Consider the following 26,236-nt stretch of genomic DNA (forward strand, 5'->3'; position numbering starts at 1 on the left):
TGTTGTGATCAATCAATCGAAGAAGAAAATCCGTGAGCGTGTTTAAAACAGGTAAGCAACACTTAAGCTTTTGTCGTTTGAGATGATTATCAACATTTCTTGCGTTTTGTAAAAAAACTGTAACAGCAAAAGGTAAGCAAATATTAACAACTAACAAGGAAGGACGTGCGCAGCATAAAAAACCATAGAATTTGCTATGGAAAAATAAAAAACGTCGAAAAAACAGAAATATACACCGTTAGTTTTTAAAAACGCTGTTACAACCATTCGACTGACTATTGGTAGCGAAGGAGAAATTTTTAAAAAAATACGTAAAAACCCGTAGACACCTTTGCGTTAAAGTACGCATCAAAAAAAGTATAAAACATCATTAATACTGATCTATAAGGTGGTATTTTTTAACAGTTAAGATAAAAAGCAGACAGAAAAATTTTTGTCGGAGCAACGGCAGGGCTATTCTGCTAAAGAGACCGCCGCCTATCGACACGATGGATATGGGGTGTCTTTATCTATTGTGGGTGAAGAAAATTTCTCACATTGGTTAAAATAAAAACAACCGGCGATGACTTAGTGGGTGGTTGATATTTCGCGCCATGCCGAACTAACTTGTAGTGTCAGTTGAATACACTCATCGACTATCTCTGGAGAATTATTGACATTGGCTTTCCATAGCTGACGCTGAATATAGTCATATAATGTATCTAGACGATTAGCCAATTCGTCACCACCGTCGGTGTCTAGTGCTTCACGTAAACCAAGCACAATACTGGTCGATTGATTAACTTTTGCGTGTTTCAATTCAATATTTTTTTGCTCGATTGCACCTTTTAGTTGTGCCATGCGCTCTAACAAACCATCATAAAGCATTTGGATTAAACCGTGAGCTGATGCACCTGCAACCCCTGCATCAACTTTTACGTTGTTATACCCTTTTAAAGCAACTTGAGCATTCACAATGATTTTCTCCCAAACGGTTATAATTCTCTGTTATAAGATGTAACGGCAAGATCAGGAAATTCTTTAGTGAAGTTTTTAGAAAAATAGTTATTGTTACTAGATGTCATTCTTTTTTGATGTGCGTCTTCTCAGATGTGGCGTATTCTATAGAGGCAGTCATTGTCCTATATAAACACAGACTAGGTGCGGCAAAGTAATGCCGCTCATATATTTTTTACTCGAGCTAACGTCTACTAGTAATAGCTTACCAATTTTCAATAATTAATTACTATTCATACTATCAAGCAGGCTTTCTAAAGTACTTTCTAAAAACGAACTACTGTCTTGCAGGCTGCGCACAATCGCTTCCATAGCAATAAACTGTGACGTAAGTCTTTCTTCGTAGGCTTCAATGCGGCGATCAAGAGAATCTTGATCATCATCATATTCATCTAGCTTAGTATTTAACGAGGTTTCTCTAAGGCTGATAACACCATTATTCGTATCGAGAAATTGCTCTATCAACTGATCTAATTGCCCACCAAAACCTCGAGAAAAATTCAGCGTGGCTGATGTCGCACTCTCACCAATGATCAAGGCTAAACTTTCTCCCGGTTCACCTAAAGCGGGTAACAGCACATTGCCAGTACCAAAGCCCGCAACACCATCTATAGTACCAGCCACATTAATACCTGCTGTAGACGTACCGGTTGATAAGCCTAAATCTGCCGCACTCGCGCCAATATTAGTCACACTAACATTTGAAGTTGAGCCAAAAAGTGTTGACGTAATAACGAAACTATCATTATCACTATCATAGGCTACTTCTACGGCAGTATTCGCAGCGACCAATACGCTATCGGCATTAATTTTATTTTGTATTTCAGTGGCTACTGCCGCTTTATCGGCAAACGTATCAGATGTTAAATTGATAATGCCTGACGTTGTACCATTTACATTCACTGTAAACGCGTATTCAGATTCAGCACCTTGTACAGCAGTACCTGTGGTGATACCTAGAGCTGATGCTTCTGAGCCTACCGCTGTTGCATTAGCAATGGTGGAACTCGCACCCGTTGTCGTTGAAGTGACGACAAACGCAGAACCGTCATGGGTAACTGCAACCGTTTTTCCTGCGGTAGTTAATGTAGCATCGGCGTTAATTTGTGTGGTTAAGTGCGTCGCTAAATCATCAAAAGTGGCATAGGTTCCAGGAGTAATACTAATCGTGCCGGAAGTGGTGCCATCAACAGCTAATGTAAAATCATAATCAGTAGTACCACCCGTCCCGTTGGTACCCGAAGCTGCTGACAGTCCTAATTCCGTCGCATTAGCGGCTAAACCAGAAAAAGCAACTGAAGAGTCCGCCCCCGTCGTTGAAGACGTAAATACAAAATGATCAGTATCATAAGTCACCGTAACACCAGAAATATTAGCATCATTATTAATGGCGGTCTGCAGACCTACGGCCAATGCGTCATGATCTGTATAATTAGACGCCGCCAAACTAATGGCTGCTGCAGACGCGACCCCATCAACCGTGATACTAAATTCATAGTTGCTGGAGCCACCGGTTAAATCTAACGGCTCTGTGGCCGTCGCCGCTACCCCCACAAAATTACCTGAGGTAGCTACAAAATCAGTCAATACAGCTGTTGGTGCTGCGCCGGTTAAGGTTGCGCTTGTCGCGCCCGTAACGCTGGCTAAATCTGCCACTAAGGTGTCGACTATGTCAGCACCGACTAAACTACCTTTGGTAGGAGGCTGAGTGATCACGACCGCGTATTCGCCAGCCGTCGTATTTTCACCCGTACTATTAATCGTGATTTGATCCGTTGATGATGTAGTGACAGGAATAAATAAATTTTTAAATAGATCGTAGTTATCGCTAATTGCTGCAGTAAAATCATCTTCAACAATGGATAAACTGCCGTCTAATTCTGTACGAATACCGATATTAGTAAGGGAGGAGAAATCGCTCCCCAACCCCGTGACTGTACCTACTAATTCTTGACGGATTTGTGCAGGAATACTCTTTGCGAGAGAATCATTAGCAAGACTGCCAAATGTTTCCGTTTCCTCGTTAAAACCGGTAATGGGTTCCAGTGCTTCTAAAAAAATATTATAAGCTTCAAAAAATTCTCTAACGGCCGTTTCACCAGCAGATTTATCTTCATCGATCGTAACGCTTACCGATTCACTGCCCGCTGTTAAACCCGCTAAACTAAATTCAAAACCATCAATCACATCATCAATAGTATTTGTACTACGAGTGACCGACAAACCATTAACGGTAAGTGCCGCATCTTGCCCTACTTGGTTTTGATCCATTTGAAAGGCTGAGGCATTAAAAGCAAAACGTGATAAGCCCGTGTTGTCGGTGTTGCTAGGCGAGCCGCCGCTTTCTGCAGCCGTAATACGCAACTGGTTATCCAAGCCTGACTCAGCGCGAGTCACTAATCGATAACCATCACCATCATTCACCACACTTGCCTGCACACCGAAATCAGCATCATTAATTGCTTTCGCTAAACCGGTTAAACTGTTATTAGTTCCATCAATCGTGATTGTTGTCGTTGCTGTAGTGGTGTTAGCGGTAAACGTCGTTGGATCTGCTGGAGGCACAACCGCATCCCATGCACCAAATTCAAACGTTAACGTACCCTCGCCTACCGTATCTGACGGTGAAGTAAATAAAGCATCGGATGATAGCGATTGTGCTTGTGCTAACTGAGAAATTTGAAAGGTATAATTGCCCGCTTGTGTTTCGGGGTCTAAAGAAACAGGGATAAAAGCCGTACTGTCGGTAAAAGAAGCGGATTTACTATTAAAGGTATCTGGATTATTCAAATTTTGGGCGGCATCTTGCAGTACCGATAAGGCGCTGCTCACTAAACCAAAATCAGAAATTTGTGTTTCAGCTGTTTCAATTTTAGTATCGATGCGTGTTTGTGTTGCCGAGCGTTCAACATCGACTAAAGAGCTCACTAGCGCTGTGGTATCGATGCCCGACCCTGCACCTAAAGCACTCACAATATTCTGCGACATAACACTACCCCGATTATATATTCAAACTATCGTCACACCGAACTTAATTCGACGTCTTTATGGCACTCAGTCTATTTCTTACTCGATTCTGGTTTCACCAGAAGGACTCATTAAAAACTTTTTCAGCGTCTTTTCGTGATGACTCATCAAAAAATTTTTGTACATTTAATGGATCGTATTTTACAAACACAAAAAGGCGCATAATAAATGCACCTGTCGATGTGTTGTTTTTATCTTTTTTAAAGAAAAATAGTATTACAACAATTTATCCATGCGCATCAAACAAGTGTATCGGCTGATTATCCTTCAAGTTTTGTGCCAGACTTAAAAAGATGTCCTCGGGGATTTGACGAATTAATTCACCCGATTCTTTATCTCTTACACGAACAATGGTTTCACCAGACTCTTCATCCACTGTAAAGTGTAGATCACGCTGTACTGATTGCACATATTCATTAATTTCGGTGACGGCTTCTTGAATATTGCTGACACTTTTAGAATCTTCAGCTTGACGAGCTTCGTCTACTGGCAATTCTTTTCCGCTGCTTTCTAACATATCAGCCGGTTTTGATGAAGCAGCACTGGCAACCGGGGGTACTGCTGGGGTTACGTTTGTGGGTCTTACTTCATTCATGACTATTTACCTCGTACTACCTACTCTTTTGCTCTAAAGTGATGGGCTACCTAGGTAGCCCATCAAGACTACATTTACCGTATCATTAACGATTAGTTAAGAAGCGATAAGACCTGCTGTGGACGAGCATTTGCTTGTGCAAGCATTGCCTGTGAAGCCTGCTGTAGCACTTGCGCACGACTCAACGATGCGGTCTCTGCGGCAAAGTCAGCATCCATGATTCGCGAACGAGCCGCCGATGCATTTTCAGAAACATTTGCCAAGTTAGACACCGTAAAGTCGAGGCGGTTATTAATCGCACCCAAGTCTGAACGCGTCGAGTTAATGGTCTCTAGCGCCGTATCAATCGAATCGATTGCAGATTGTGCACCAGACGATGTAGCTACACTGATGCTGGAAAGTGCAGAGCCGGTAACGGTACTGCTAAGGTCAGTGTTAAGGTCTTTTAAACCTGTTGCTGTTGCTCCATTAGCGGTGACTTCTACAGAAATTGGACTGCTGCTATTAACTGATGACAACTCAATTCCTGCATTAATCGTTTGTGGATCAAGCACACCTTCGGTTGCATCTGAATCAGTAAAATTAAGTCCTAGAACTAAACCTGTTGCTACACCATTCGTTTGACCGGCAGCTAAGGTAATACTGGAATTACTAGAGAGCTCTATCTCGCCATTTTCATCCAATGCCGCAGTTACCCCCGTTGATGCTTGTGCCGCGTTAATCACCGTTACAGCAGCATCAATATCATCTACATCAATACTAGAAATCTCGACCCCATTAATATTAAGAGAACCGTTAGTACCCGTAATAGCAGTACTATGGGTACCTGCGATCAGCGTACCACCAGTGTCAAGACGGCTCACAAAACCTGTACCATTTGCATCGTCTGCTAAATCAAATGGGTTGGCTGAAGCAAAGTGTAGTTTATCTGTATCATCGACATAAGCTGTAACGCCATGTGTCGCTGTACTGTCATTAACAATGTCAGCAACTTCTGTCGCAGTAATTAAACCGTCGCTTTGAGCGGCTGCTAAATCGATATCAACCCCATTGATTTCAAAACCGGCAGCCGAGCTTGTAATAGTACCGGAACCACCATTTAAGCCTTCAATATCTAAACCCAGTGCTTTGTTTAAATCGCCAGCCGTTTCCGTATTAGTCGCGGCACTTAATGCGAAAGTACCCGTGTTAGAAACCGTATCCCTAAATGCTAAACGGCTATTATTATCAAGATAGGCTTCAACATTATTACCTGCCAACTCTGTATTGATTGCAGTGACCAAACCTGCCGCATTGGTGACGTTTGTATCTAAGTCTACGACTGTGGCAGTACCATCACCATCTGTCACAGTGAATTCTGTACCCGTTGTCGAGAAATCAAAAACCGAAGGTGCCACCGTACCGTGCAATTGATTAAATGACGTGGACGGCGAAGCAAATGCTGTGGCCGCTGTCACTTCTACGGGGTCAATTGTGCCATCATAAGTATAAGATTGTGAAGCTGTCGCTGTCGCTATAACCCCTGTCTCCGACGTAACGGCATTAATATTATCCACTTTAGCTTGTAGAGAGTCGTCACCGGAAGTGGCAGCAATAGCGGTGCCGTTAATTACTACATCACCAGTAGCAATATCGAGATTTTGATTAACTGTGCTAAGGGCTATCCCAGAGACTACACTGGATGACGTTTCACGGAAGCCTAAACTAGCTAAATCTGCATCTGTACCATTCGCACCTTTAGAAATAGAAATATCTGAGCCATCGTCAGACGTCAAGGCTAAGTTACCCGTAATTAATACGGCTTCATCTGAAGCAGATGTTAAATTAAACTCATTTGCCGCACCAATGCTACCGCCTTGGTCAGTAACATCAGAATTACTTAAACCCAAAACCTCAGTCAACCCATTTGAGCCAGTACCATTGGTAAATGATAAACCAATAGCACCACCGGTATCATTGGATAGTACTAAACGACCGTTATCATTTATACTGGCATCAACCAAACCACCTGTTTGCGTATTAATTTGACTGGCTAGGTCGCTTAATGAAGCAGAGCTAGTGAAACTAAACTGGGTTTCAAGCTGAGTAGCTTCTGTACCACTAGCATTAAAGACTGATAGTGTTAATACCTCAGAGGCACCTGAATCTATCACACCAGTACCCACAGTTCCTGCTTCAAGAATGTTATAACCTGAAGCACTAACCCCAGTAACATTAGTATTAATATCATCGATAATCGTTTGTAAACTTTGACTATTACCATCAAAGGCAGATAAACCTTGACCATTAATCAAGATATCGTCTTGTCCAAAAGTAATTTCTGTATTGGCATTATCACCAGCAACATTAGTATTAAAGTTAGACAAATCTTGTACTTTATCTCCTGAAAGATCAGAAGAGGTTGACCCTAAACCAAGAGTAGAAGAACTTACTGCTGCAATCTCAAACGAAATAGTTTCATTGGCTTCTGAACCCACTTGCAGCTCTATACTACCTTGTGTGCCATCAAGAATTTTTTGGCCGTTAAAACTTGTGGTTTCAGAAATACGATCCAGTTCCGCTACTAGCTGCTGAACTTCGGCGTCTAATGTAGCTCTATCTGAATCTGAATAAATACCATTCGATGATTGAACCGCTAGTTCACGCATACGTTGCAAAATATTTGTTGACTCATCCAACGCGCCTTCAGCCGTTTGAATAAGAGAGATACCATCGTTGGCATTACGTACTGCTTGATCTAAACCGCGAATTTGAGAAGTAAAACGGTTAGCAATAGAAAGACCGGCTGCGTCATCGCCTGCCGAGTTAATGCGTTTACCTGAAGACAAGCGTTCGCTCGCCTGATCAAGTTCTGCACCCGCGCTGGTTAACTGGCGCTGTGCATTCAGTGATGCAATATTACTGTTAATCATTAAAGGCATGGTGGCCTCCTATTTAAGTGTGAATAAATGCCAACCTTTGGGCTGACTAATATGACGGCAGAAATAAATTTCTAAGGTCTTACACGGGGTATCGACAAATAAGAGATAGGCTTTAATGAGAGAAAACAATATTCGCAAGAAGGTAAACTGAAGTGAAAAAACTTATGCTTTTGATTTAATTAGCATTTTTAAAATTAACGACATTTTTTTGGCTTTTCTTATGATTAAAATGTAGCGACTTAAAAAAAAAAGAAAAAAATTATTCTAAAAAATGCAAAAAGGCCAATAAAGTTTTTCTCTTTATTGGCCTTTTTGTAATCAATATTAATTTATACTAGCGTTAGCCTTGAAGTAGGGACAGCACCTGCTGAGGCGCTGCATTCGCCTGCGCGAGCATTGCTTGTGAGGCCTGAGACAACACTTGTGCACGACTCAAAGCTGCGGTTTCTGCCGCAAAATCCGCATCAACAATCCTTGACCGTGCAGCGGAAGCATTTTCAGAAACATTCGCTAAGTTAGACACTGTAAAGTCGAGACGGTTATTAATTGCGCCGAGTTCAGAACGTGTTGCGTTAATGGTTTCCAAGGCATTGTCTATAGAATCAATGGAGGCTTGTGCTCCGGCAACAGTCGCAACATTAATACTGGAAAGTGCAGAGCCAGTAACGGTACTGCTAAGGTCAGTGTTAAGGTCTTTTAAACCTGTTGCTGTTGCTCCATTAGCGGTGACTTCTACAGAAATTGGACTGCTGCTATTAACTGATGACAACTCAATTCCTGCATTAATCGTTTGCGGATCAAGCACACCTTCGGTTGCATCTGAATCAGTAAAATTAAGTCCTAGAACTAAACCTGTTGCTACACCATTCGTTTGGCCGGCAGCTAAGGTAATACTGGAATTACTAGAGAGCTCTATCTCGCCATTTTCATCCAATGCCGCAGTTACCCCCGTTGATGCTTGTGCCGCGTTAATCACCGTTACAGCAGCATCAATATCATCTACATCAATACTAGAAATCTCGACCCCATTAATATTAAGAGAACCGTTAGTACCCGTAATAGCAGTACTATGGGTACCTGCGATCAGCGTACCACCAGTGTCAAGACGGCTCACAAAACCTGTACCATTTGCATCGTCTGCTAAATCAAATGGGTTGGCTGAAGCAAAGTGTAGTTTATCTGTATCATCGACATAAGCTGTAACGCCATGTGTCGCTGTACTGTCATTAACAATGTCAGCAACTTCTGTCGCAGTAATTAAACCGTCGCTTTGAGCGGCTGCTAAATCGATATCAACCCCATTGATTTCAAAACCGGCAGCCGAGCTTGTAATAGTACCGGAACCACCATTTAAGCCTTCAATATCTAAACCCAGAGCTTTGTTTAAATCGCCAGCCGTTTCCGTATTAGTCGCGGCACTTAATGCGAAAGTACCCGTGTTAGAAACCGTATCCCTAAATGCTAAACGGCTATTATTATCAAGATAGGCTTCAACATTATTACCTGCCAACTCTGTATTGATTGCAGTGACCAAACCTGCCGCATTGGTGACGTTTGTATCTAAGTCTACGACTGTGGCAGTACCATCACCATCTGTCACAGTGAATTCTGTACCCGTTGTCGAGAAATCAAAAACCGAAGGTGCCACCGTACCGTGCAATTGATTAAATGACGTGGACGGCGAAGCAAATGCTGTGGCCGCTGTCACTTCTACGGGGTCAATTGTGCCATCATAAGTATAAGATTGTGAAGCTGTCGCTGTCGCTATAACCCCAGTCGTCGCTGTAACATCATTGATGTTATCAATTTTTGCTTGTAGAGAATCGTCACCGGAAGTAGCAGCAATAGCGGTGCCGTTAATAATGACATCACCAGCAGCAATATCGAGATTTTGATTAACTGTGCTAAGGGCTATCCCAGAAACTCCACTTGATGACGTTTCACGGAAACCTAAATTTGCTAAATCTGCATCTGTACCATTCGCACCTTTGGTAATGGAAATATCAGAGCCATCATCTGAACTAAGAGCTAATTGGCCAGAAAATAGAGCAACATCATCTGCAGAGGCAACAAATTCTGTAGAATCACTTGGAATTTCACCCCCTTGGTTTGTTGCACCAGTGTTACTAATACCTAATATATCTGAAATTGTATCTCCACTACCAGATACTGTATTCTCATAACTCAAACCTATCGCAGCCCCAGTATCATTTGACAGCACAAGTCGGCCGTTATCATCAATTGCAGCATCCACTAAACCAGCCGCTTTTGTATTAACGTCACTCACGAGGTCTGCCAGATCAGTAGTTCCCGTAAAGGTAAAGTCGGTTTGTGAATTATCCGCTGCACTAAAGACAGAAATAGTGAGTACATCTGTAGTATTCATAGCCCCTGTGCCAACAGCGTTTGCTTGAATTACGTTATAGCCAGAAGCTGTTACACCATCAACATTTGTATTTATGTCATCAATAATGTCTTGTAACGTATCTGGTGTTGGTGTTGTCCCATCAAAAGATGACAACGCCTGTCCATTTATTAGAATATCGCCATCTCCGAAAGAGACGCCGGCATTATCGGTATCATTAATTTGGGTTAAGTCAGCAAGCCTATCACCTGACAAATCAGAACTTGTTGACCCAAGCCCCAATGACTGGGTATTCATTTCTTGAATAGAAAAAGAAACGGTCTCGTTGGCTTCGGCACCAATTTGCAGCTCTACACTACCAAGAGTACCATCAAGAATTTTCTGGCCATTAAAACTAGTGGTGTCGGCAATGCGGTCAAGTTCTGCTACTAGCTGTTGAACTTCAGCATCAAGTGTTGCGCGATCAACATCAGAATAAATACCATTGGATGATTGAATCGCGAGTTCACGCATTCTTTGCAAGATATTCGTTGACTCATCCAAAGCGCCTTCAGCGGTTTGGATCAATGAGATACCATCATTGGCATTTCTAATTGCTTGGTCCAAACCACGAATTTGTGACGTAAATCGATTCGAAATCGATAAACCTGCCGCATCGTCTGCGGCATTGTTGATCCGCTTACCGGAAGATAAGCGCTCCATAGCTTGATCTAGCTCATTGCCAGATGTCATCATTTGTCGCTGGGAATTCAACGAAGACACATTGGTATTAATCACTAAAGGCATAGCCTATCTCCTAGGTATATATGTTAAATAAGTCATAAAAACCTCTATAAATTTTTCTATATAGTTAAAAATATTGAAAAAACTATAGATGCATAAGACAAATACGTTTTTAAATTAAGTAGACAACGTTAAGATAGCAATCGCTATGCCAAAAAATAAATTTCTAAAAATAACAGCAAGTTATCGCTATGTAGCTATACTTACAATATAGAAAAATTAATAGATGGCAGTTTTTTGCCACCATCCCAAAATGGCTAACCAAGCTATTTTAATAATCCAATAATGTAGAGGTTAAAAATGAAGAGGAATTTATTTTTATCTATGCTGGACACCACAAAAGATATGCTGAAACTAGCTCAGGTTGATCGGTGGGAAGAATTAGCAAAAAAAGAAAAAAATAGGCAAGACTTGATTGAACAAGTAAAATCAAGTTTGGACGAAAAAGAAAAAGAGAATCAAATGATAATCATTGAAATCGTTAAAGAAATTAATAGTCTTAACGAAAAAATCAATCAATTAGCAGAAAACAAAAACAATCAATATCAACTCTCTTTGATAGGTTTTAAAAAGGGACAAAAAGCCAAAGAATTTTATTTAGACAAATAACCTACAATCTAGAAAATAAATTTAATTCACTAATTCGTAAAAAACTCGCTTGAGCTGCTTGTAATATTAGTGTTTGCGCAGAAAGCCTGCTAGCGGCTTCTGCATAATCTAAATCACGAATATCTGACAATATGGTATTTGATACTAACTCTGTATCTAAGTGCTGCTCCTCTGTACTTTCTAGTGTATTCACCCTTGCGCCAATTTCGGTTACTACTTTCGCAACAGAATCTTGTACTTGAGATAAATTAGTCAATGTATTAGCTACTGTTGCCGATAGTTTATCTATGGATTCTTGGGAGGCATCAAAATTTTCCATGGCATCCCGAAATCTAATCAAAGTTGTTAAAACATCTTGTGTTGCCGTTGAGTCTACAAAAACTTGATCGCCATTTAACCCCTGCCCTATATCTGCAGGTGCGGGGTTACCACTAATAGTCATTGAAACACCGTTAAAAACTAACGCTTCACCAGCAGCATAAGCTTGATTTTCAGCAATTATTTTACCCGTTGATTTTTCAGTCACTGTAAAATTACGCGCTTCTGGTGAAAGGTTGCTATCCTCATTAAAGGTAATCACCATATCTTCTGGGTAAAAATCATCGTAAGCCTGTTGATCAACCACCTCACCTATAGATACAGTTATGGCCGGTGATGATCGATTATTAGGATTAGCCGATGTAACCACTGTATTTTCACTATGTGGAATATCTGTAAAAATATCTCGCCCTGAGTCACTGGCTTTTACAAACGTATTGTCATCCACTTTAATGTTGATATGACCATCATCACCACCATATCGAAAACCATTAATATTATCCCCAGAAAAAGTCGGATTTTGGCTGCTATAACCGGAAAATATATAATCACCATTAGCATTTTGTGTATTCGCTAGGCTTACCAACTCGTTAATTCTTGAATCAACTTCGGTAGCTAATGCATTGTATTCGCTACTGGATAAACTGGCAGTATTACCTGCTTGCACTGCGAGTTCTTTAATGCGCTGAACAAGATTGGTGACGCCTTCCAGTGCAGTTTCTTCAATAGCTAAGTTATTTTTAGCCGTTGCAATATTTTTAGTGTATTGATCAATAACCGCTAAATTATCTGTGAGTTGTTGGATTTGTGTAGCGGCCACAGGATCATCTGCAGCGGTTAATACTCGCTTGCCCGTCGATAACTGTTCTTGTGTTTTTACAATCTCATTATTTGCGTTAGCCATACTAGTATTGGCAAGATTATAGATATGTAATGTAGATATACGCATAATATTTTCCTAGTGAAATAACTTCTTAAAAGCTACTCAACAGTCGATCAAATAAATCACGAGCAACACTAATCACCTGTGCATTCGCTGAATAAAGTTGTTCATAACGAATAAGGTCTGCTGCCTCTTCATCAAGATTTACACCAGAAATAGAATCTCTTAAACTTGTTGTTTGCTCTAATACGTTGGCTGCTGCTTCGGTATTATTTTGTGAGCTATTCGCGCTAATCCCTATTGACTCTATTAATTGATTATAATTTTGTTGGAAACTTTGCTCGCCACCATTAATACTACCGGCCTGCTGCAGGCCGACCATAGAAACTCCATTGCGATTATCAGAGGCAGCATTAGTATTAAAATTTAAGGTGAAGTAATCTCCCGATTCTGGTGTACCAGAAATGCTCGCCTGTATTCCCAGATAAGCAGTTTGAGAAAAATTCGTAGCGCTACTATCGCCAAATATTTCACTCGTTCCTGGTGTTGTTGAAAAGCTCACATTGTTATCTAACGTCACATCTATCTTTCCGCCTATAACAGCCTGAGTCGTTGTACTAGAACCACTACCAGTCATCACTACATCGGCATTAATGCCATCATTAATAGATATGCTACCGCCTCCAGTCGCGGATGATGTTAACTCTACAGTAAAGTCATCACCAAACTTTGACTGAATATCTACATAGTATTCGTTACTTGCTGCATCAAACCGACTCGTTGCTCTAATACCTAAAGCTTGAAGGTTAGCATTCGCATTAATTTCATTGGCTAAATAATCATTGAAATCTTCACCGTTATTCAGTGATGAAGAGGGAACGGATGAAGCAACAACACCGGCATCATAATCAATTAAGTTCTCGCCATTCAATGATAATTGGACCGACTCAGATATACTCAGTGAAGATGCACGTAATTCCATTGTATTAAATGCATTAGCAGTAACACCTGTCAAATTAGACAATTGACTAGCCGTCGTTCTAGCACTAGCATCTGCTGATGTAAAAATATTTTGTGAATTCGTAATACCAGTAACATCATCAGTTGTAACAATCGTCAATGTTTCGACTGGGTAGCTATTAGTGGTATTGCCAATACCACTAATTCCATTAGCATTAGCCACCGTCGTAAATGTGCTACTTTCTATATCAAAACCTAATAAAGCATTTGCCTGACCTGCAAGAGCAACATCTAAATTACCATCAGGATCCGCATTATAGTTTTGAACTGTAATATCACCCACGCCATGCTCACTGCTGGCAAAAGCAATACTTCCCCCTTCGTCTGTGTCGGTAATATATGCGCGCACTTGGCTACCTGCCATCGATAGATCATCATTTATTGCCGCCAACAAAGAGTTACTATCAGTAATCGCTGCAGAATCAATGTTTATTGTAAAGGTGCCATCCGAAGTGCCTGCTGGGGTTCCTTCAACAACAAGATCGAAAGAAAATTGATTAGCTGTATTACTAAAATCAATACCTGAAAATATAGGCGCTGTTGATGACGGCTTAAGCGCTGCTTGCGTTGCCTGAGTACTACCTGCAGGCAAACCAATAGCAGAGCCTAAGGATGTTACAAGCGTTGCACCGCTATCTGAACTAAAGAGGCTATTTTGAATACCTGGCGTATATGTTTGATTACGCATAGGAGGCGATAAATCAACAGGATTGCCAGGGTCACTGTTATCTAAAATATCGTAAGTGGTCGATGTGGTAAATTTAACGATCAGTGGCGGAGACATTTGCCCCACTTGGGAGAACAAAGCAAGCGCTTCTCCGCTAGCACTATCCATGCTTAGCATTTCTCCTGCAGATATACTGGCATTACCAACATTGCCTATATGCGATTGAGTTTCAAAGGGAATCGCTAGTGCAACATCATTAGCATCTATACCTGTTGTAGAAAAGTTTTGTGCTGCAAACTTTGTGGGTTGAATTAAAAATTGGTCACCATCAGAAAAACCAGAAGAGGTAATAACAAGGTCTATACCATCAAAATTAATCGTAGCAGGGAATTCGGTTGGTACTATATTTGATGCCACATTCGTATTATCCGATAAACGTGTAATACTATACACACCTGCGTCATTCGAAATGGTTAGCTGGTAATCACTCGTTGTTAACTGTGAGCTATTATTAATTTCAACGAGAATATCCGGTGTTGTATTACCATTGTTTTCATTGCCTAAAATACGACCTCTCGCTGCCGTGGCATCATTAATATCAGTAAATATATTACTACCATAATTATTATTAAGTGTAATGCCTTGTTGTTGTAATTCGTTAAAATTATCAGCAATGACCAAAGCAATACGACCAATTTCATTGTAAGTAGGGTTAATCACCGTATTTTGAAAATCAAGTAAGCCCCCTATTTCTCCTCCTGAAAATGCACTCGTTACCGACTGACTAATAGTGCTGCTCGATAGTAAAATTTCAGGTTTTTCAGGGTCAAATTCATTTTGACCCAGTGCGATACTCGTACTCTGTGAACCTAAAACTAATGGAATACCATTGCCTACCGTAACATTCACTTGATCATCATCTTGTTGAGATATACTCACCGACACCAATGCTGATAATTTTAATAATGCAGAATCTCTCTGATCTAGCAAGTCATTGGGTGAGCCTGAAGCACCAGAAAATTCGGTGATTTTATTATTAAGGTTAGCAATTTCTGTTGTTAAATTATTAATATTTGAAACTGCTGCCTCTATACTTTGAATAACTCCGTCGTTGATGCTATTAACTCGGCTCGCAAGCGTTGAAAATCTATCCGTTAAATTGTCAGCCTCACTAACAACTAACTGGCGACTTGCCAAAGATGTTGGCGAATCACTCGCCGTTTGCATTGCAGAAAAAAAAGACTGTATTCCCGTAGACAAGCCGGTTGATTCATTTGCTAATAAATCATTTAATTGAGATATATTTTGATTGTAAATATTCAGTTCGCTATGAAGACTGGTATCTTGCCTTACCTGCGAGGTTACAAATTCATTGACTACTCGCTCAATATTGCTGGTATATGCCCCATTCCCTAAAAATCCCACACCACCTTGTGTTCCACCCAGCGATGTAATATCTGTTGCTTGCCGAGTATAACCTTCTGTATTGGCATTCGATATATTATGACCGACTGTCCTCAAGGCATTTTGGCTAACACGTAAGCCACTAATACTGACACCTAAAATATCGCTAGTCATATTATATTTTCCTACAAATGCATTGGCTGTTCTTTTGCTTCATCATTATTAATGGCTAACTAACATATTATTCATAATATTTTTAATTTTTTCCGCGTAAGACGGATCTGTTGCATAACCTGCTTTTTGTAATTCTTCTATATAACCTTCTGTTGTCGGAGATGATAAAGCCTGTGAATATCTAGGCTGCTGAGTAATAAAATTTTGATAATCTGAAATACTTTCTTCTAGAGAGTTATAACGCCTAAAATTTGCGACTTCTTTTTTCGCAACACCATTAACATACTCCACCGTAGGAACAGCAACAGATTTTCCGCCCCAGCGATTATCTGCTTTTATATTGAATAAATTAAAACTAGATTTTCCATAAGTATCTTGAATAATATGCTTACCCCACCCTGTCTCTAACGCTGACTGGGCAATTAAAGCACGATAATCAACACCTAAAATATCGGCTGCTTTTTTCATATATGGTGTTAATGCATCGGCAAATTCCTTCGGTGAAGAAATACCACCCAATAAAATTTGGGCACTTTCCACCACACTAGTATTAAGTGAATAACTTATACTTTCTCTACTTTCGTATTGAGCTTTATTGATAAGTGGGTAATTAGAAATATCATTTCTAGGAATACTAGACACATCAAATTTTTTCTGGGTCTCTGATTCTTTACTTGATGAATTTAGGCCATAATTATTAGACATTTGTCGATAAAATGCATCGGCCAAACCTAAATTATTTGAGGCACCTAAAGATAAACTTAACTGTTTATCATACATATCTTGATGATGCTTCATTTCAAAACTATTTAAAGGGTTATCTTTCCCAAATACATCATTAGCTGAACGCATACTTTTTAGCATCATTTGAATAAACATAGATTCAAATTGCTCTGCTACTTTACGCAATGCTAAATTTTTGTCTTCGTTACCTATTTTTTTTATATCTTGCAAACTAGACAAATCGGTATAAGACTGTTGAGCAATTAGCGATGACATATCTTTTTGAATAGAATTTATCATTATCTTACCTATACTAAATAACTACCAATTCCGCCTTAAGTGCGCCTGCTTGCTTAAGCGCTTCCAAAATAGCCATTAAATCTCCAGGTGCCGCGCCCACTTCATTAACAGCACGAACAACCTCATCAATGGTTGGGCCTGGTGCAAACTTAAACATAGGGTTAAGCGACTCATCGACAGTAACATCGCTTTTTGGCAATACGACGGTGGTACCATCAGCAAGTGCTTCTGGCTGACTAACTTCCACATCTTCTGCCACAGTAACGGTAAGGCTACCATGTGTAACCGCAACCGGTGACACTCTGACATGACTACCTACTACAATAGTGCCTGTTCGTGAATTAATGACAATTCTAGCGGCAGCTTCACCAGGGGTGACTTCTATATTTTCAAGTAAAGAAATAAAATTTACCCGTTGCGATGGATCTTTAGGTGCTCTAACTTCAATAGACATCGAATCCGTCGCTTGTGCGACTTTAGGGCCAAGAAGGTCGTTGATACTATCCGCAACTCGTTTAGCGGTAGTAAAATCATTTCGATGTAAATTAAAAATGATGGGTTGCCCTGCGGCGAATGTTGTCGGCACTGATCTTTCTACCGTTGCACCATTAGGTATTCTGCCTACGCTAGGAATATTGATGGTTAGTTTTGATCCATCGAGACCATCAACACCAAGACCACCAACCACTAAATTACCTTGGGCTAAAGCATAAATATTTCCATCGGCTCCTTTTAGCGGCGTCATCAAAAGAGTGCCTCCGCGTAAACTTTTGGCATTCCCAATAGATGAAACAGTAATATCTATTTGCTGACCAGCTTTCGCAAAAGGAGGGAGTTCTGAGTGAATGGCAACAGCAGCAACATTTTTTAATTGCATTCTGGCACCTTCTGGAATAGAAATACCAAACTGTTTAAGCATGTTGATAAAAGATTCTGTCGTGAATGGAGTCTGATTAGTTTGATCACCACTACCATCAAGCCCCACAACCAGGCCGTAACCAATCAAAGGGTTACTGCGCACACCCAACAAAGTACTAATGTCTTTAATTCTTTCCGCTGAGGAATACTGGCTAACCAGTAATAAAATGAGAAATAAAATTTTATATTGGTAATATTTTTTATCCATAACATTCACTAAAAAGGCCAGATGACGCTGTTAAAAAAACGACCTAACCAACCCATTTTTTGCGAATTAGCTAACTCACCGGTTCCGCTATAAGAAATTCTCGCATTTGCCAACTTAGTAGACGAAACTGTATTCTGTAAATTGACATCCTCTTTTCTCAAAATTCCGCTCACTCGAATATATTCCTCTCCCCTGTTTAGAGTCATCCATTTCTCTCCGCGAACAACGAGATTCCCATTTTCTAGTATATCTACAATAGTGACACTAATATTTCCTTGCAGCTGATTACTTTGATCAGCAGAAGCATCACCAGAAAATGCTCGTGACTGTGATGATGACAATGGAATGGTGACATCATTAACTATAGGCAAATTTTTCGCTGTATCTCTGCCAAAAAATGTAGAGTTACCTCCTTCTAATAAAGAAACATCGCTATCCTTATCTATATCAACACCATTACTTTTCGATGATACTGTTCTTTCATCAAGAGTAATGGTGATTATGTCGCCAATACGATGATTGTTTGTATTACCAAATAACGATAGACCTTGATATTCTTGAAATAAACTACCGTTAGTGGGCTTAGGAATCGGCTTAGGTTCAGGTAAAACTGGAGCATACATAGGGTCATCAGGTTTTACAGAAGAAGGCATACACCCTGCCACTAAAAAAATTATGGGTATAATAAAGAGCATCAGATAGCGATTTTTATTGACCATAAGTAAAGACCCACACTTATAAGTTTTGTGAAATAAATTGCAACATTTGATCTGCAGTAGATACAACCTTAGAGTTCATTTCATAAGCTCTTTGAGTGGTAATCATATTTACCATTTCTTCAACAATATCAACATTAGAGTTTTCTAGGGAACCTTGAATAATCGAACCTAATCCCGCCTCACTCGCTGTACCTTCTTGAGGATCGCCACTAGATGCCGTTTGCGCAAAAATATTTCCCCCCAATGCTTGAAGGCCAGCAGGGTTTACAAAATCAACCAACGGAATTTGTCCCAATTCTTGAGGTGCGGGTTCACCTAAAATACTAGCTGAAACAACACCATCTTGACTAATAGTAATATTGTTAGTGTTTTCGGGAACAACGATAGACGGTTCAAGTAAAAAACCACTGGCATTAACAATTTCACCATTTGCATTTAAATGGAATTGTCCATTTCTAGTATAAGCTGTTTCGCCAGAAGGCATTTGAATTTTGAAAAATCCTCTATTATTAATGGCTAGATCAAGTGGTTGTTCCGTTACCTGTAAACTACCACCGGTAAATTGCTTTTGTGTTGCGACGACACGGACACCGGTACCCAGTTGTAAACCTGAAGGAAGCTGCGTGTTTTGCGATGACTGCCCACCCGGTTGTTTTTGTATTTGATACAATAAATCTTCAAAATTAACACGATCTCTTTTAAAGCCAACAGTGGAAGCATTGGATAAGTTGTTAGAGATTGATGTTAACTGCCTATCCTGTGCAGCCAATCCAGTTTTACTTATGTAAAGAGCAGGGTTCATAATAGCCTCTTTGTTTGTAAAATTACGTTAACCATTGGTTTGCAATAATCGCGCCGATGCTTGTGAATTTTCTTCTGTTGTTTTCATTAATTTAATTGACATCTCATACTGTCGAGCCAACGTTAAGATTCTAGTTAATTCATTCACTGGGTTTACATTGCTACTCTCTAAAAAGCCCGACGTTAAAAAAACGGTAGGGTCATTAGCTAAGTCTTGGTCGGCATATATAAGTCCATCTTTGCCTTTTTTAATATTCCCTTCATCAGGGTTAACTAACTTAATTTGATCAACTTGAGTTAGTGCATCGGGCGCCTCCCCTTTGCCAACAATACTGACAATGCCATCTAACCCTATTTCTAATTTTTGAAACTCAGGAATGGCCATAGGACCAGAGTTGCCCATAACGGGCAAATTGTTGCCTGTTCTTAGTACACCAGCACTATCGATATACATACTACCTGCACGGGTATAAGCTTCTGTGCCATCTTCTGCTTGAACAGCAATAAAACCATCTCCCTTGATAGCAACATCTAGGTCACGACCAGTCTCGATTAATGTACCTTTTGTAAAGTTTGTTTGAGGGTTTTCAGTTAAAGCAAAAGCTCTTGTTGGCAAACCATCACCATAATAAACACCCATACTACGGGCTTGCTCAAAGTCACTTCTAAATCCAGTGGTATTGGCATTCGCCAAATTATTTGAGCGCACAGCCTGACCAAGCATATTATTTTTTGCTGATGTCATCGCGATATAGAGAGCCTTATCCATTACCGGTACCTGTTAGTTTTTTGTCAGTTAAGGTAGATAATTAATATGGAGCAAGAAGAGTGCCAAAGAATATGGGCTTGGAATTTGGAGCTTGGAGCTTGGAGCTTGGAGCTTGGAGCTTGGAGCTTGGAGCTTGGAGCTTGGAGCTTGGAGCTTGGAGCTTGGAGCTTGGAGCTTGGAGCTTGGAGCTTGGAGCTTGGAGCTTGGAGCTTGGAGCTTGGAGCTTGGAGCTTGGAGCTTGGAGCTTGGAGCTTGGAGCTTGGAGCTTGGAGCTTGGAGCTTGGAGCTTGGAGCTTGGAGCTTGGAGCTTGGAGCTTGGAGCTTGGAGCTTGGAGCTTGGAGCTTGGAGCTTGGAGCTTGGAGCTTGGAGCTTGGAGCTTGGAGCTTGGAGCTTGGAGCTTGGAGCTTGGAGCTTGGAGCTTGGAGCTTGGAGCTTGGAGCTTGGAGCTTGGAGCTTGGAGCTTGGAGCTTGGAGCTTGGAGCTTGGAGCTTGGAAATATTTTTTAAAAATACATCCAAGCAGTCAAGAGAAATTAACGTAAATTAATAATAGTTTGAGTAATTTGATCTGCGGTTTCGATCGTTTTTGCATTAGCCTGGAAGTTACGCTGAGCAATAATTAGATTAACTAATTGCTCTGAAAGGTCTACATTAGAATCCTCTAACGCTCCCGATTGAATAAGACCTAACGAGGCTGTACCTGGACCACCGATAATAGGTTCGCCAGATTCAAAGGTTTGGGCCCACGAAGAATCGCCATTGGCCTGCAAGCCTTGAGAATTAGGAAAATCAGCTAAAGCCACTTGTGCGAGTATTTGGTTTTCTCCGTTCGTATATCGAGCAAAAATCACACCTGAATCATCAACGTCAATTCCCACTAGACGCCCTGTGGTAGAACCGTTTTGATCTAACGTTCTTATTTCAAAATCGCTACCTACTTGTGTCGACCCACCCATATCGATTTCAAAATTTGAGTTAATGGCAGGCTCAGCAACAGGAATTGAGCCACCACTAGCCACATTGAGCGGCCCCAAAGCTCCCAATTGGTTGCCATTCTCATCAATGGATGTCCAGTTAGATATCAATAAAGTATCGGATAATGTTTCGTTCAAAGCACCATTAGCCGTAAAAAATAAATCATAAATTGCTACTGTTGGTGTTGTAGGCGCCGAAATAACTGGATCTCCAACATTTTGGCCATCAATTTGTACCGCCATTTGCCAGTGGTTAGCAAAAGTAGTGGCGTCATTAGGATCATAAGGTTGTTTGACAAAATACTGCTGCATAACATGTGAATTACCCAAGCTGTCATATATCGTTACCGATGTCGAATGGTTATAGGTATCTGGCGATGTGGGATCAAAGGCATTGTTGACAAAACTCGTGGCGGGATTATCAAAAATAGGCGTTCCAGAATTATCTGTAAGCGAATAACCCTCATCTAGCTCTAAAGTAATTAATCCACCAACCGTAATATCACTAACACCAGCTACTGCTGTAGAACCAACAACTCCCAAGTCATTAGCATCTGCTCCCACAGCAGTAATTGACACAGTGGATGTCGTTCCTGTTGAACCAGAACTAATAACAAAGTGATCCGTATCAAATACAACGCTCACACCGGATATATTTGTATCTGCGTTGATTGCAGTCTCAAGAGCCGCTGCCATAGCATCATAATCCGCATAATTGGCCACTGGCAGACTTATCGCAGCCGCTGATGCCGTGCCATCAATAGTTAAATTAAAGTCATATGCATCAGCATCAGTGCCTGCAACGGCACTTCCTGTAGCAATACCTAGATCATTAGCGCTACCACCTACAGCAGTAACAGCAACCGTCGATGCAGCCCCTGTAGAAGATGGCGAAGTAAACACAAAATGATCAGTATCGTAAGTCACCGTGATACCTAGACCGTTTAAATTAACATCTCCATCTATTTCTGTTTGTAAAGCACTTGCCATTGCGTTATAGCTTCCATAATCTGCAACAGGCAAGCTAATGGCCGCAGCGGATGCTGTTCCGTCAACCGTAATATTAAAATCATAGTCATTCGCACCGGCTAATGCTGTCGCCAGACCTAAAGGAATAGTTGCAGTACCGCCGATAAACCGGCCGGAGCTACTTTGGTTCAGTGATGCGGTTGTCGCTGTCATTGTGAGGGCTCCAGAAACGCCCAAATTACCTGCTGCGACTAAATCGCCTGCGCCATCAAACTCAAGTGTTTGCGGCAATCCAGAAGAGCCTGTTAATGTGAGTAATTGATCAGCTCCTCCACTCCCTGTCGCTTCAAAGACCAAATCACCAATAGTAGAAACAACACTAATTGTCCCTGCCACATTATCGTAAGTCGCAGTTAAACCCGGTAAATTAGTAATTTCTGTAGCAGTTGCTTGAGAGATATTCGTATTAGTTAGAGCAGCTCCATTGACCGTAACATTAAGTCCACTACTCCATGCAGAAAGAGTCGCGGTTGCGGTAGATGTCGCTGTGATGCCGGCAAGGCGATTTAATGAGCTTACAGTATCGAATGTATTATCCGATGCGGTTGTCGTAAATGATGTGGTTACACCTTGAGGGTTAGTAAAATCTAGGGTTTGTGCAGCATAACCATTTTCGTTAGCCCCCGCTGAACCGCCTGAGGAAATATAACGCGTGCCTGTTGTTTGAATAACATCTTCTCGTGAATCAACATTGAGGGCAATATCCACACCAGTAGTGGCCGTAGGCTCTATATTAGTAGTTTGAATTTGAATATCACCAATGAGGCCGCTAATATTACCACTACTGTCTGCATCAAAACCTTGAAGCCTCGCATCACCATTATTTACAATAAAGCCCTCTTGGTCTAAACCAAATGTCCCTGAGCGAGTGTAAGTTTGGTCTCCATTAAAGTTGGTCACAAAAAAACCTGAGCCACTAATAGATAAATCCAATGAATTTTCTGTAAACGAAATATTACCTTGCGTAAATTGCTGAGCAATATTTTGAACTCTGACACCACTGCCAGCTTGATTTAGCCCCGACCCTAACGCTGATGTTGAATAAATATCACCGAATTCTGCGCGTGATTCTTTAAACCCTGTTGTTGATGCATTTGCGATATTGTTACCTGTAACACGCAAATCGCTATTTGCCGCTCTAATTCCACTTAAGGCTACGTTAAAAGGCATATTTCTCTCCTAAGCTACTACTTTGTTAGAGGTTCAATTTAATTAGTTAAATTGTTTCACATCATTAATACTGACAGCACCCATACCTGAAAGATTGAGTATTAACTGCCCATTTTCATCAGAGGTCACACTGTTAACATTTGCTGTCAGCGCTGTACTTAATTGCTCTGTTTCACCATTTTGCGTAGCGACTACCTCGAAACGATAATCTCCAGAAATTATCGGATTATCTGACTCCCAACTTGATAACTCACCATTAATTTCGATACGTTTACCGTCCCAACGAAAGACCACATCGCCAGCAGCTTGTGCTCCCATTGGTATTTGTTCTGCAAGTGAGCCCTGAGCATTATAAATATTCATTGTCATATTCGTTGTTGCTGCTGGTAATTCAATATTACCGCCAATAAAGCTACCTTCGACAAGTTCAGCCTCGCTTGAAGGAACAGAGACATAACGCCCAACTAAAGAAGAGGCTTGCAATGCCTGATTTGAAATAAAGCTACTACTAAAACTATCAAAATTAGAATTTAATCTTTCTAAACCTTCAACTGAACTAAATTGCGCTAATTGAGCAATAAACTCAGAGTTTTCTTGTGGACTTAAAGGGTCCTGATTTTCCATCTGGGTAATCATTAGCTCTAAAAATGCCGTTTGCCCTAGCTCGTTACCTGCCGCCTCATTTTCTGCCGCCTCTTCTTCTCTTTGAGTTTGTATACTCAGTGAGTTTAGAAAGCTATTTTCTGAAATAGAATTAATCATAGGAACACCAATATGTTACATATTTCTAATCTAAAAGTTTTTTAGTTCTAATACTTAATAAAAATTATTGGCCTAACGACAATGTGCGTTGCATCATCTGCTTTGCAGAATTCATAACCTCTACGTTAATTTGAAAAGAGCGAGAAGCCGATATCATATTAGTCATTTCTTCAACGACATTAACATTCGGGTAAAAAACATAACCTTCATCATTTGATAACGGGTGATTAGGCTCATAGCGAGGCTGTAGAGGCGCATCACTTTCAACAACACCTAGCACACTAACGCCAACGCCTTTGTTTCCATGTTTATCAAGATTCATCGTATCTTGCAGAGCGGCAAAAATAGGATGCCTACCTCGATAGGTTTCGTTAATACTTGACGCAGCAGAATCTGCATTAGCAATATTACTTGCTGTTGTATTAAGGCGTAAACTTTGGGCGTTCATACCTGACCCAGCAATCGAAAAAACATTATCTAATGACATAATTAACCTCAAATTAATTGCTAGTTTAGTGAACAAATAAATACTATTCACCTTTAATTGCTGATGTAAGCTTTTTAAATTTTCCATTTAAAAAATTAAAACTTGCCTCAAAAGCCAAAGTATTTTTCATATACTCTGCATTTTCTATTTGCTCTTCTACTGTGTTTCCATCAATAGATGGCTGCTGAGGTGTTCTATATAACATATCGTATTCAGAATTTTGCATAGAAGTAGAAAAATGCATACCATGTGTTTTTTTCATAGAAGATCCTGAAGCATTCATTTGCACTTGACCACCTAGTACCGCTTTAAAATCGATGTCTTTTGCTTTATACCCTGGTGTATCAGCATTCGCTAAGTTATCTGCTAATAACGCTGCACGATCTGAACGAAGACGCAAAGCCTGCTCATGAACACCTAACGCATTATTAAAGTTAATTGCCATAATTGTGCCTACTCAACATTTCTCATTACTAAGTATTAATTAGCAAGCAATATGCCAAAAAAATAAGCTGTTGTTTTTAATGGATTTAATAATATAATTTTTAAAATTAAAAGATGGACGGCAAGAAATTTCCGCTAAGATTTTAAAATCTTATAATTATATTTTTTGATATAGCGAAAATGATGAGTTAAAGAAGAGAGTAAATAGTAACGATTAAAAACTAATCATCACATTAAAAAATAAAGACACTATTTTGCTTGATAAATAATACCCGGCTTGCAGTGAACCATAGAAAACAAGTCTTTTGCGCCCGCCAAACTTTCTGAAGAGCCTAGACACAAATAACCGTCGGGCTTGAGGCATTTATGCATTCTTTTTAAAATGTCACTTTTGGTTTCTCGAGTAAAATAAATCAGCACATTTCGGCAAAATATAATATCGAACTGCCCTAAACTATTAAAAGAATCCAATAAGTTAATTGCTCTAAACTGAATATAACGCTTTAGCTCAGTATTGACCTGCCATTCTTGGTAATGGCCATTAGTTTCTGAGAAGAATTTACTCAGTCGTTGCTGAGATAAGCCTCGATCTACTGACAGTTTATCAAACACGCCTTGCCGGGCTTTTTGCAAAATTGCATTGGATAAATCAGTTGCTAATATCTCGATACGCTTATTAAATACATTTTTTTCTTTAAACTCCTCAGATAGCATAGCCAAAGAATAAGGTTCTTGTCCTGACGAACAAGCAGCGGACCAAATTTTAATGGAAGACTCTCTATTATCTGGCGAAGCCCATTGCGGTAGTAAAGAGTTTGTGAAATATAGAAAGGGGTAATCGTCTCGAAACCAAAAGGTTTCATTGGTTGTCATTGCATCAATAATTTCTTGATGCAACCTTTTGTCATTTTTTTTAAGAGCACCTGTCAGCTCAGACAGATCTGCCATTTGATGAGAAACCATGATATTTCGAATACGGGCAGAAACTAAATAAGATTTCCCGGGAGTCAGGGTAATACCGCTTGCCTCTTGTAAATAATCACAAAATGCCTTGAAGTCGAGACAATCCTCAGAAAAATTAAGCGATGCATTAGGTAGCGGTTCTGTCACAGAGTTCTCGATATTTAATGAATAAAAATCCACTACCGTAATAGCAGAGTATTAATAGGA

At 40.3% G+C, this 26,236-nt stretch carries 19 protein-coding genes; 2 read left to right on the top strand and 17 right to left on the bottom strand.

Going from position 1 to position 26,236, the window contains the following annotated elements; genetic code table 11:
• Window positions 1-567 precede the first annotated feature (567 nt).
• From fliS to ACZ5O6_RS06200, 5 genes are all read right to left on the bottom strand, one after another.
• Window positions 568-954 (bottom strand): flagellar export chaperone FliS, encoded by a 387-nt coding sequence (gene fliS, locus ACZ5O6_RS06180; RefSeq protein WP_447090958.1) that lies wholly within the window; start codon window positions 952-954, stop codon window positions 568-570.
• Between the two features lie 264 nt (window positions 955-1,218).
• A complete protein-coding gene (fliD, locus tag ACZ5O6_RS06185; RefSeq protein WP_447090959.1) occupies window positions 1,219-3,984 on the bottom strand; it encodes a flagellar filament capping protein FliD in 2,766 nt (921 codons plus the stop codon).
• 265 nt (window positions 3,985-4,249) lie between these two features.
• Window positions 4,250-4,618 carry a flagellar protein FlaG gene (locus ACZ5O6_RS06190; protein ID WP_447090960.1) on the bottom strand — a complete coding sequence of 123 codons (369 nt, stop codon included), beginning with the start codon at window positions 4,616-4,618 and terminating at the stop codon, window positions 4,250-4,252.
• A 92-nt stretch (window positions 4,619-4,710) separates the two neighbouring features.
• Window positions 4,711-7,539 carry a flagellin N-terminal helical domain-containing protein gene (locus ACZ5O6_RS06195; protein ID WP_464283482.1) on the bottom strand — a complete coding sequence of 943 codons (2,829 nt, stop codon included), beginning with the start codon at window positions 7,537-7,539 and terminating at the stop codon, window positions 4,711-4,713.
• Window positions 7,540-7,879: 340 nt separating this feature from the next.
• Entirely contained in the window at window positions 7,880-10,690 is a 2,811-nt protein-coding gene (locus ACZ5O6_RS06200) for a flagellin N-terminal helical domain-containing protein (protein ID WP_464283483.1), read from the bottom strand.
• A gap of 297 nt (window positions 10,691-10,987) precedes the next feature.
• Between ACZ5O6_RS06200 and ACZ5O6_RS06205 the strand changes: the two genes are divergently transcribed.
• The gene (locus ACZ5O6_RS06205) at window positions 10,988-11,296 is read left to right on the top strand and encodes a flagellar protein FliT (RefSeq protein ID WP_447091600.1); all 309 of its coding nucleotides are present in this window, start codon (window positions 10,988-10,990) and stop codon (window positions 11,294-11,296) included.
• A 1-nt stretch (window position 11,297) separates the two neighbouring features.
• Here the strand turns inward: ACZ5O6_RS06205 and flgL are convergent, their stop codons facing one another.
• The 7 genes from flgL to ACZ5O6_RS06240 form a co-directional block, all read right to left on the bottom strand.
• The gene (gene flgL, locus ACZ5O6_RS06210; protein ID WP_447091601.1) at window positions 11,298-12,563 is read right to left on the bottom strand and encodes a flagellar hook-associated protein FlgL; all 1,266 of its coding nucleotides are present in this window, start codon (window positions 12,561-12,563) and stop codon (window positions 11,298-11,300) included.
• Between the two features lie 25 nt (window positions 12,564-12,588).
• The gene (gene flgK, locus ACZ5O6_RS06215) at window positions 12,589-15,762 is read right to left on the bottom strand and encodes a flagellar hook-associated protein FlgK (RefSeq protein WP_447091602.1); all 3,174 of its coding nucleotides are present in this window, start codon (window positions 15,760-15,762) and stop codon (window positions 12,589-12,591) included.
• A gap of 48 nt (window positions 15,763-15,810) precedes the next feature.
• Window positions 15,811-16,785 carry a flagellar assembly peptidoglycan hydrolase FlgJ gene (flgJ, locus tag ACZ5O6_RS06220; protein ID WP_447091603.1) on the bottom strand — a complete coding sequence of 325 codons (975 nt, stop codon included), beginning with the start codon at window positions 16,783-16,785 and terminating at the stop codon, window positions 15,811-15,813.
• A gap of 13 nt (window positions 16,786-16,798) precedes the next feature.
• Window positions 16,799-17,911, bottom strand: a complete 1,113-nt coding sequence (locus ACZ5O6_RS06225) for a flagellar basal body P-ring protein FlgI (RefSeq protein WP_447091604.1) — start codon at window positions 17,909-17,911, stop codon at window positions 16,799-16,801.
• Window positions 17,912-17,919: 8 nt separating this feature from the next.
• Window positions 17,920-18,564 carry a flagellar basal body L-ring protein FlgH gene (locus ACZ5O6_RS06230; RefSeq protein ID WP_447091605.1) on the bottom strand — a complete coding sequence of 215 codons (645 nt, stop codon included), beginning with the start codon at window positions 18,562-18,564 and terminating at the stop codon, window positions 17,920-17,922.
• A gap of 82 nt (window positions 18,565-18,646) precedes the next feature.
• Window positions 18,647-19,432, bottom strand: a complete 786-nt coding sequence (gene flgG, locus ACZ5O6_RS06235; protein ID WP_447091606.1) for a flagellar basal-body rod protein FlgG — start codon at window positions 19,430-19,432, stop codon at window positions 18,647-18,649.
• A gap of 27 nt (window positions 19,433-19,459) precedes the next feature.
• Window positions 19,460-20,200 (bottom strand): flagellar basal body rod protein FlgF, encoded by a 741-nt coding sequence (locus ACZ5O6_RS06240; RefSeq protein WP_447091607.1) that lies wholly within the window; start codon window positions 20,198-20,200, stop codon window positions 19,460-19,462.
• A gap of 45 nt (window positions 20,201-20,245) precedes the next feature.
• Here ACZ5O6_RS06240 and ACZ5O6_RS06245 point away from each other — a divergent pair, with 45 nt between their 5' ends.
• Window positions 20,246-20,707, top strand: a complete 462-nt coding sequence (locus ACZ5O6_RS06245) for a hypothetical protein (RefSeq protein ID WP_464283484.1) — start codon at window positions 20,246-20,248, stop codon at window positions 20,705-20,707.
• Window positions 20,708-20,733: 26 nt separating this feature from the next.
• On the opposite strand, the gene ACZ5O6_RS06250 is transcribed toward ACZ5O6_RS06245, so the two are convergent.
• From ACZ5O6_RS06250 to ACZ5O6_RS06270, 5 genes are all read right to left on the bottom strand, one after another.
• On the bottom strand, window positions 20,734-23,373 hold the full coding sequence (locus ACZ5O6_RS06250; RefSeq protein ID WP_447091608.1) for a flagellar hook-basal body complex protein: 2,640 nt from the start codon (window positions 23,371-23,373) through the stop codon (window positions 20,734-20,736).
• 42 nt (window positions 23,374-23,415) lie between these two features.
• Entirely contained in the window at window positions 23,416-24,135 is a 720-nt protein-coding gene (locus tag ACZ5O6_RS06255) for a flagellar hook assembly protein FlgD (RefSeq protein ID WP_447091609.1), read from the bottom strand.
• Between the two features lie 64 nt (window positions 24,136-24,199).
• Window positions 24,200-24,622: a flagellar basal body rod protein FlgC gene (flgC, locus tag ACZ5O6_RS06260; protein ID WP_447091610.1), complete on the bottom strand. Its 423-nt coding sequence runs from the start codon at window positions 24,620-24,622 to the stop codon at window positions 24,200-24,202.
• Between the two features lie 43 nt (window positions 24,623-24,665).
• A complete protein-coding gene (flgB, locus tag ACZ5O6_RS06265; RefSeq protein ID WP_447091611.1) occupies window positions 24,666-25,067 on the bottom strand; it encodes a flagellar basal body rod protein FlgB in 402 nt (133 codons plus the stop codon).
• Window positions 25,068-25,315: 248 nt separating this feature from the next.
• Entirely contained in the window at window positions 25,316-26,176 is an 861-nt protein-coding gene (locus ACZ5O6_RS06270; RefSeq protein WP_447091612.1) for a CheR family methyltransferase, read from the bottom strand.
• Window positions 26,177-26,236: the final 60 nt, after the last annotated feature.

It is taken from the genome of Eionea flava, assembly GCF_055393785.1.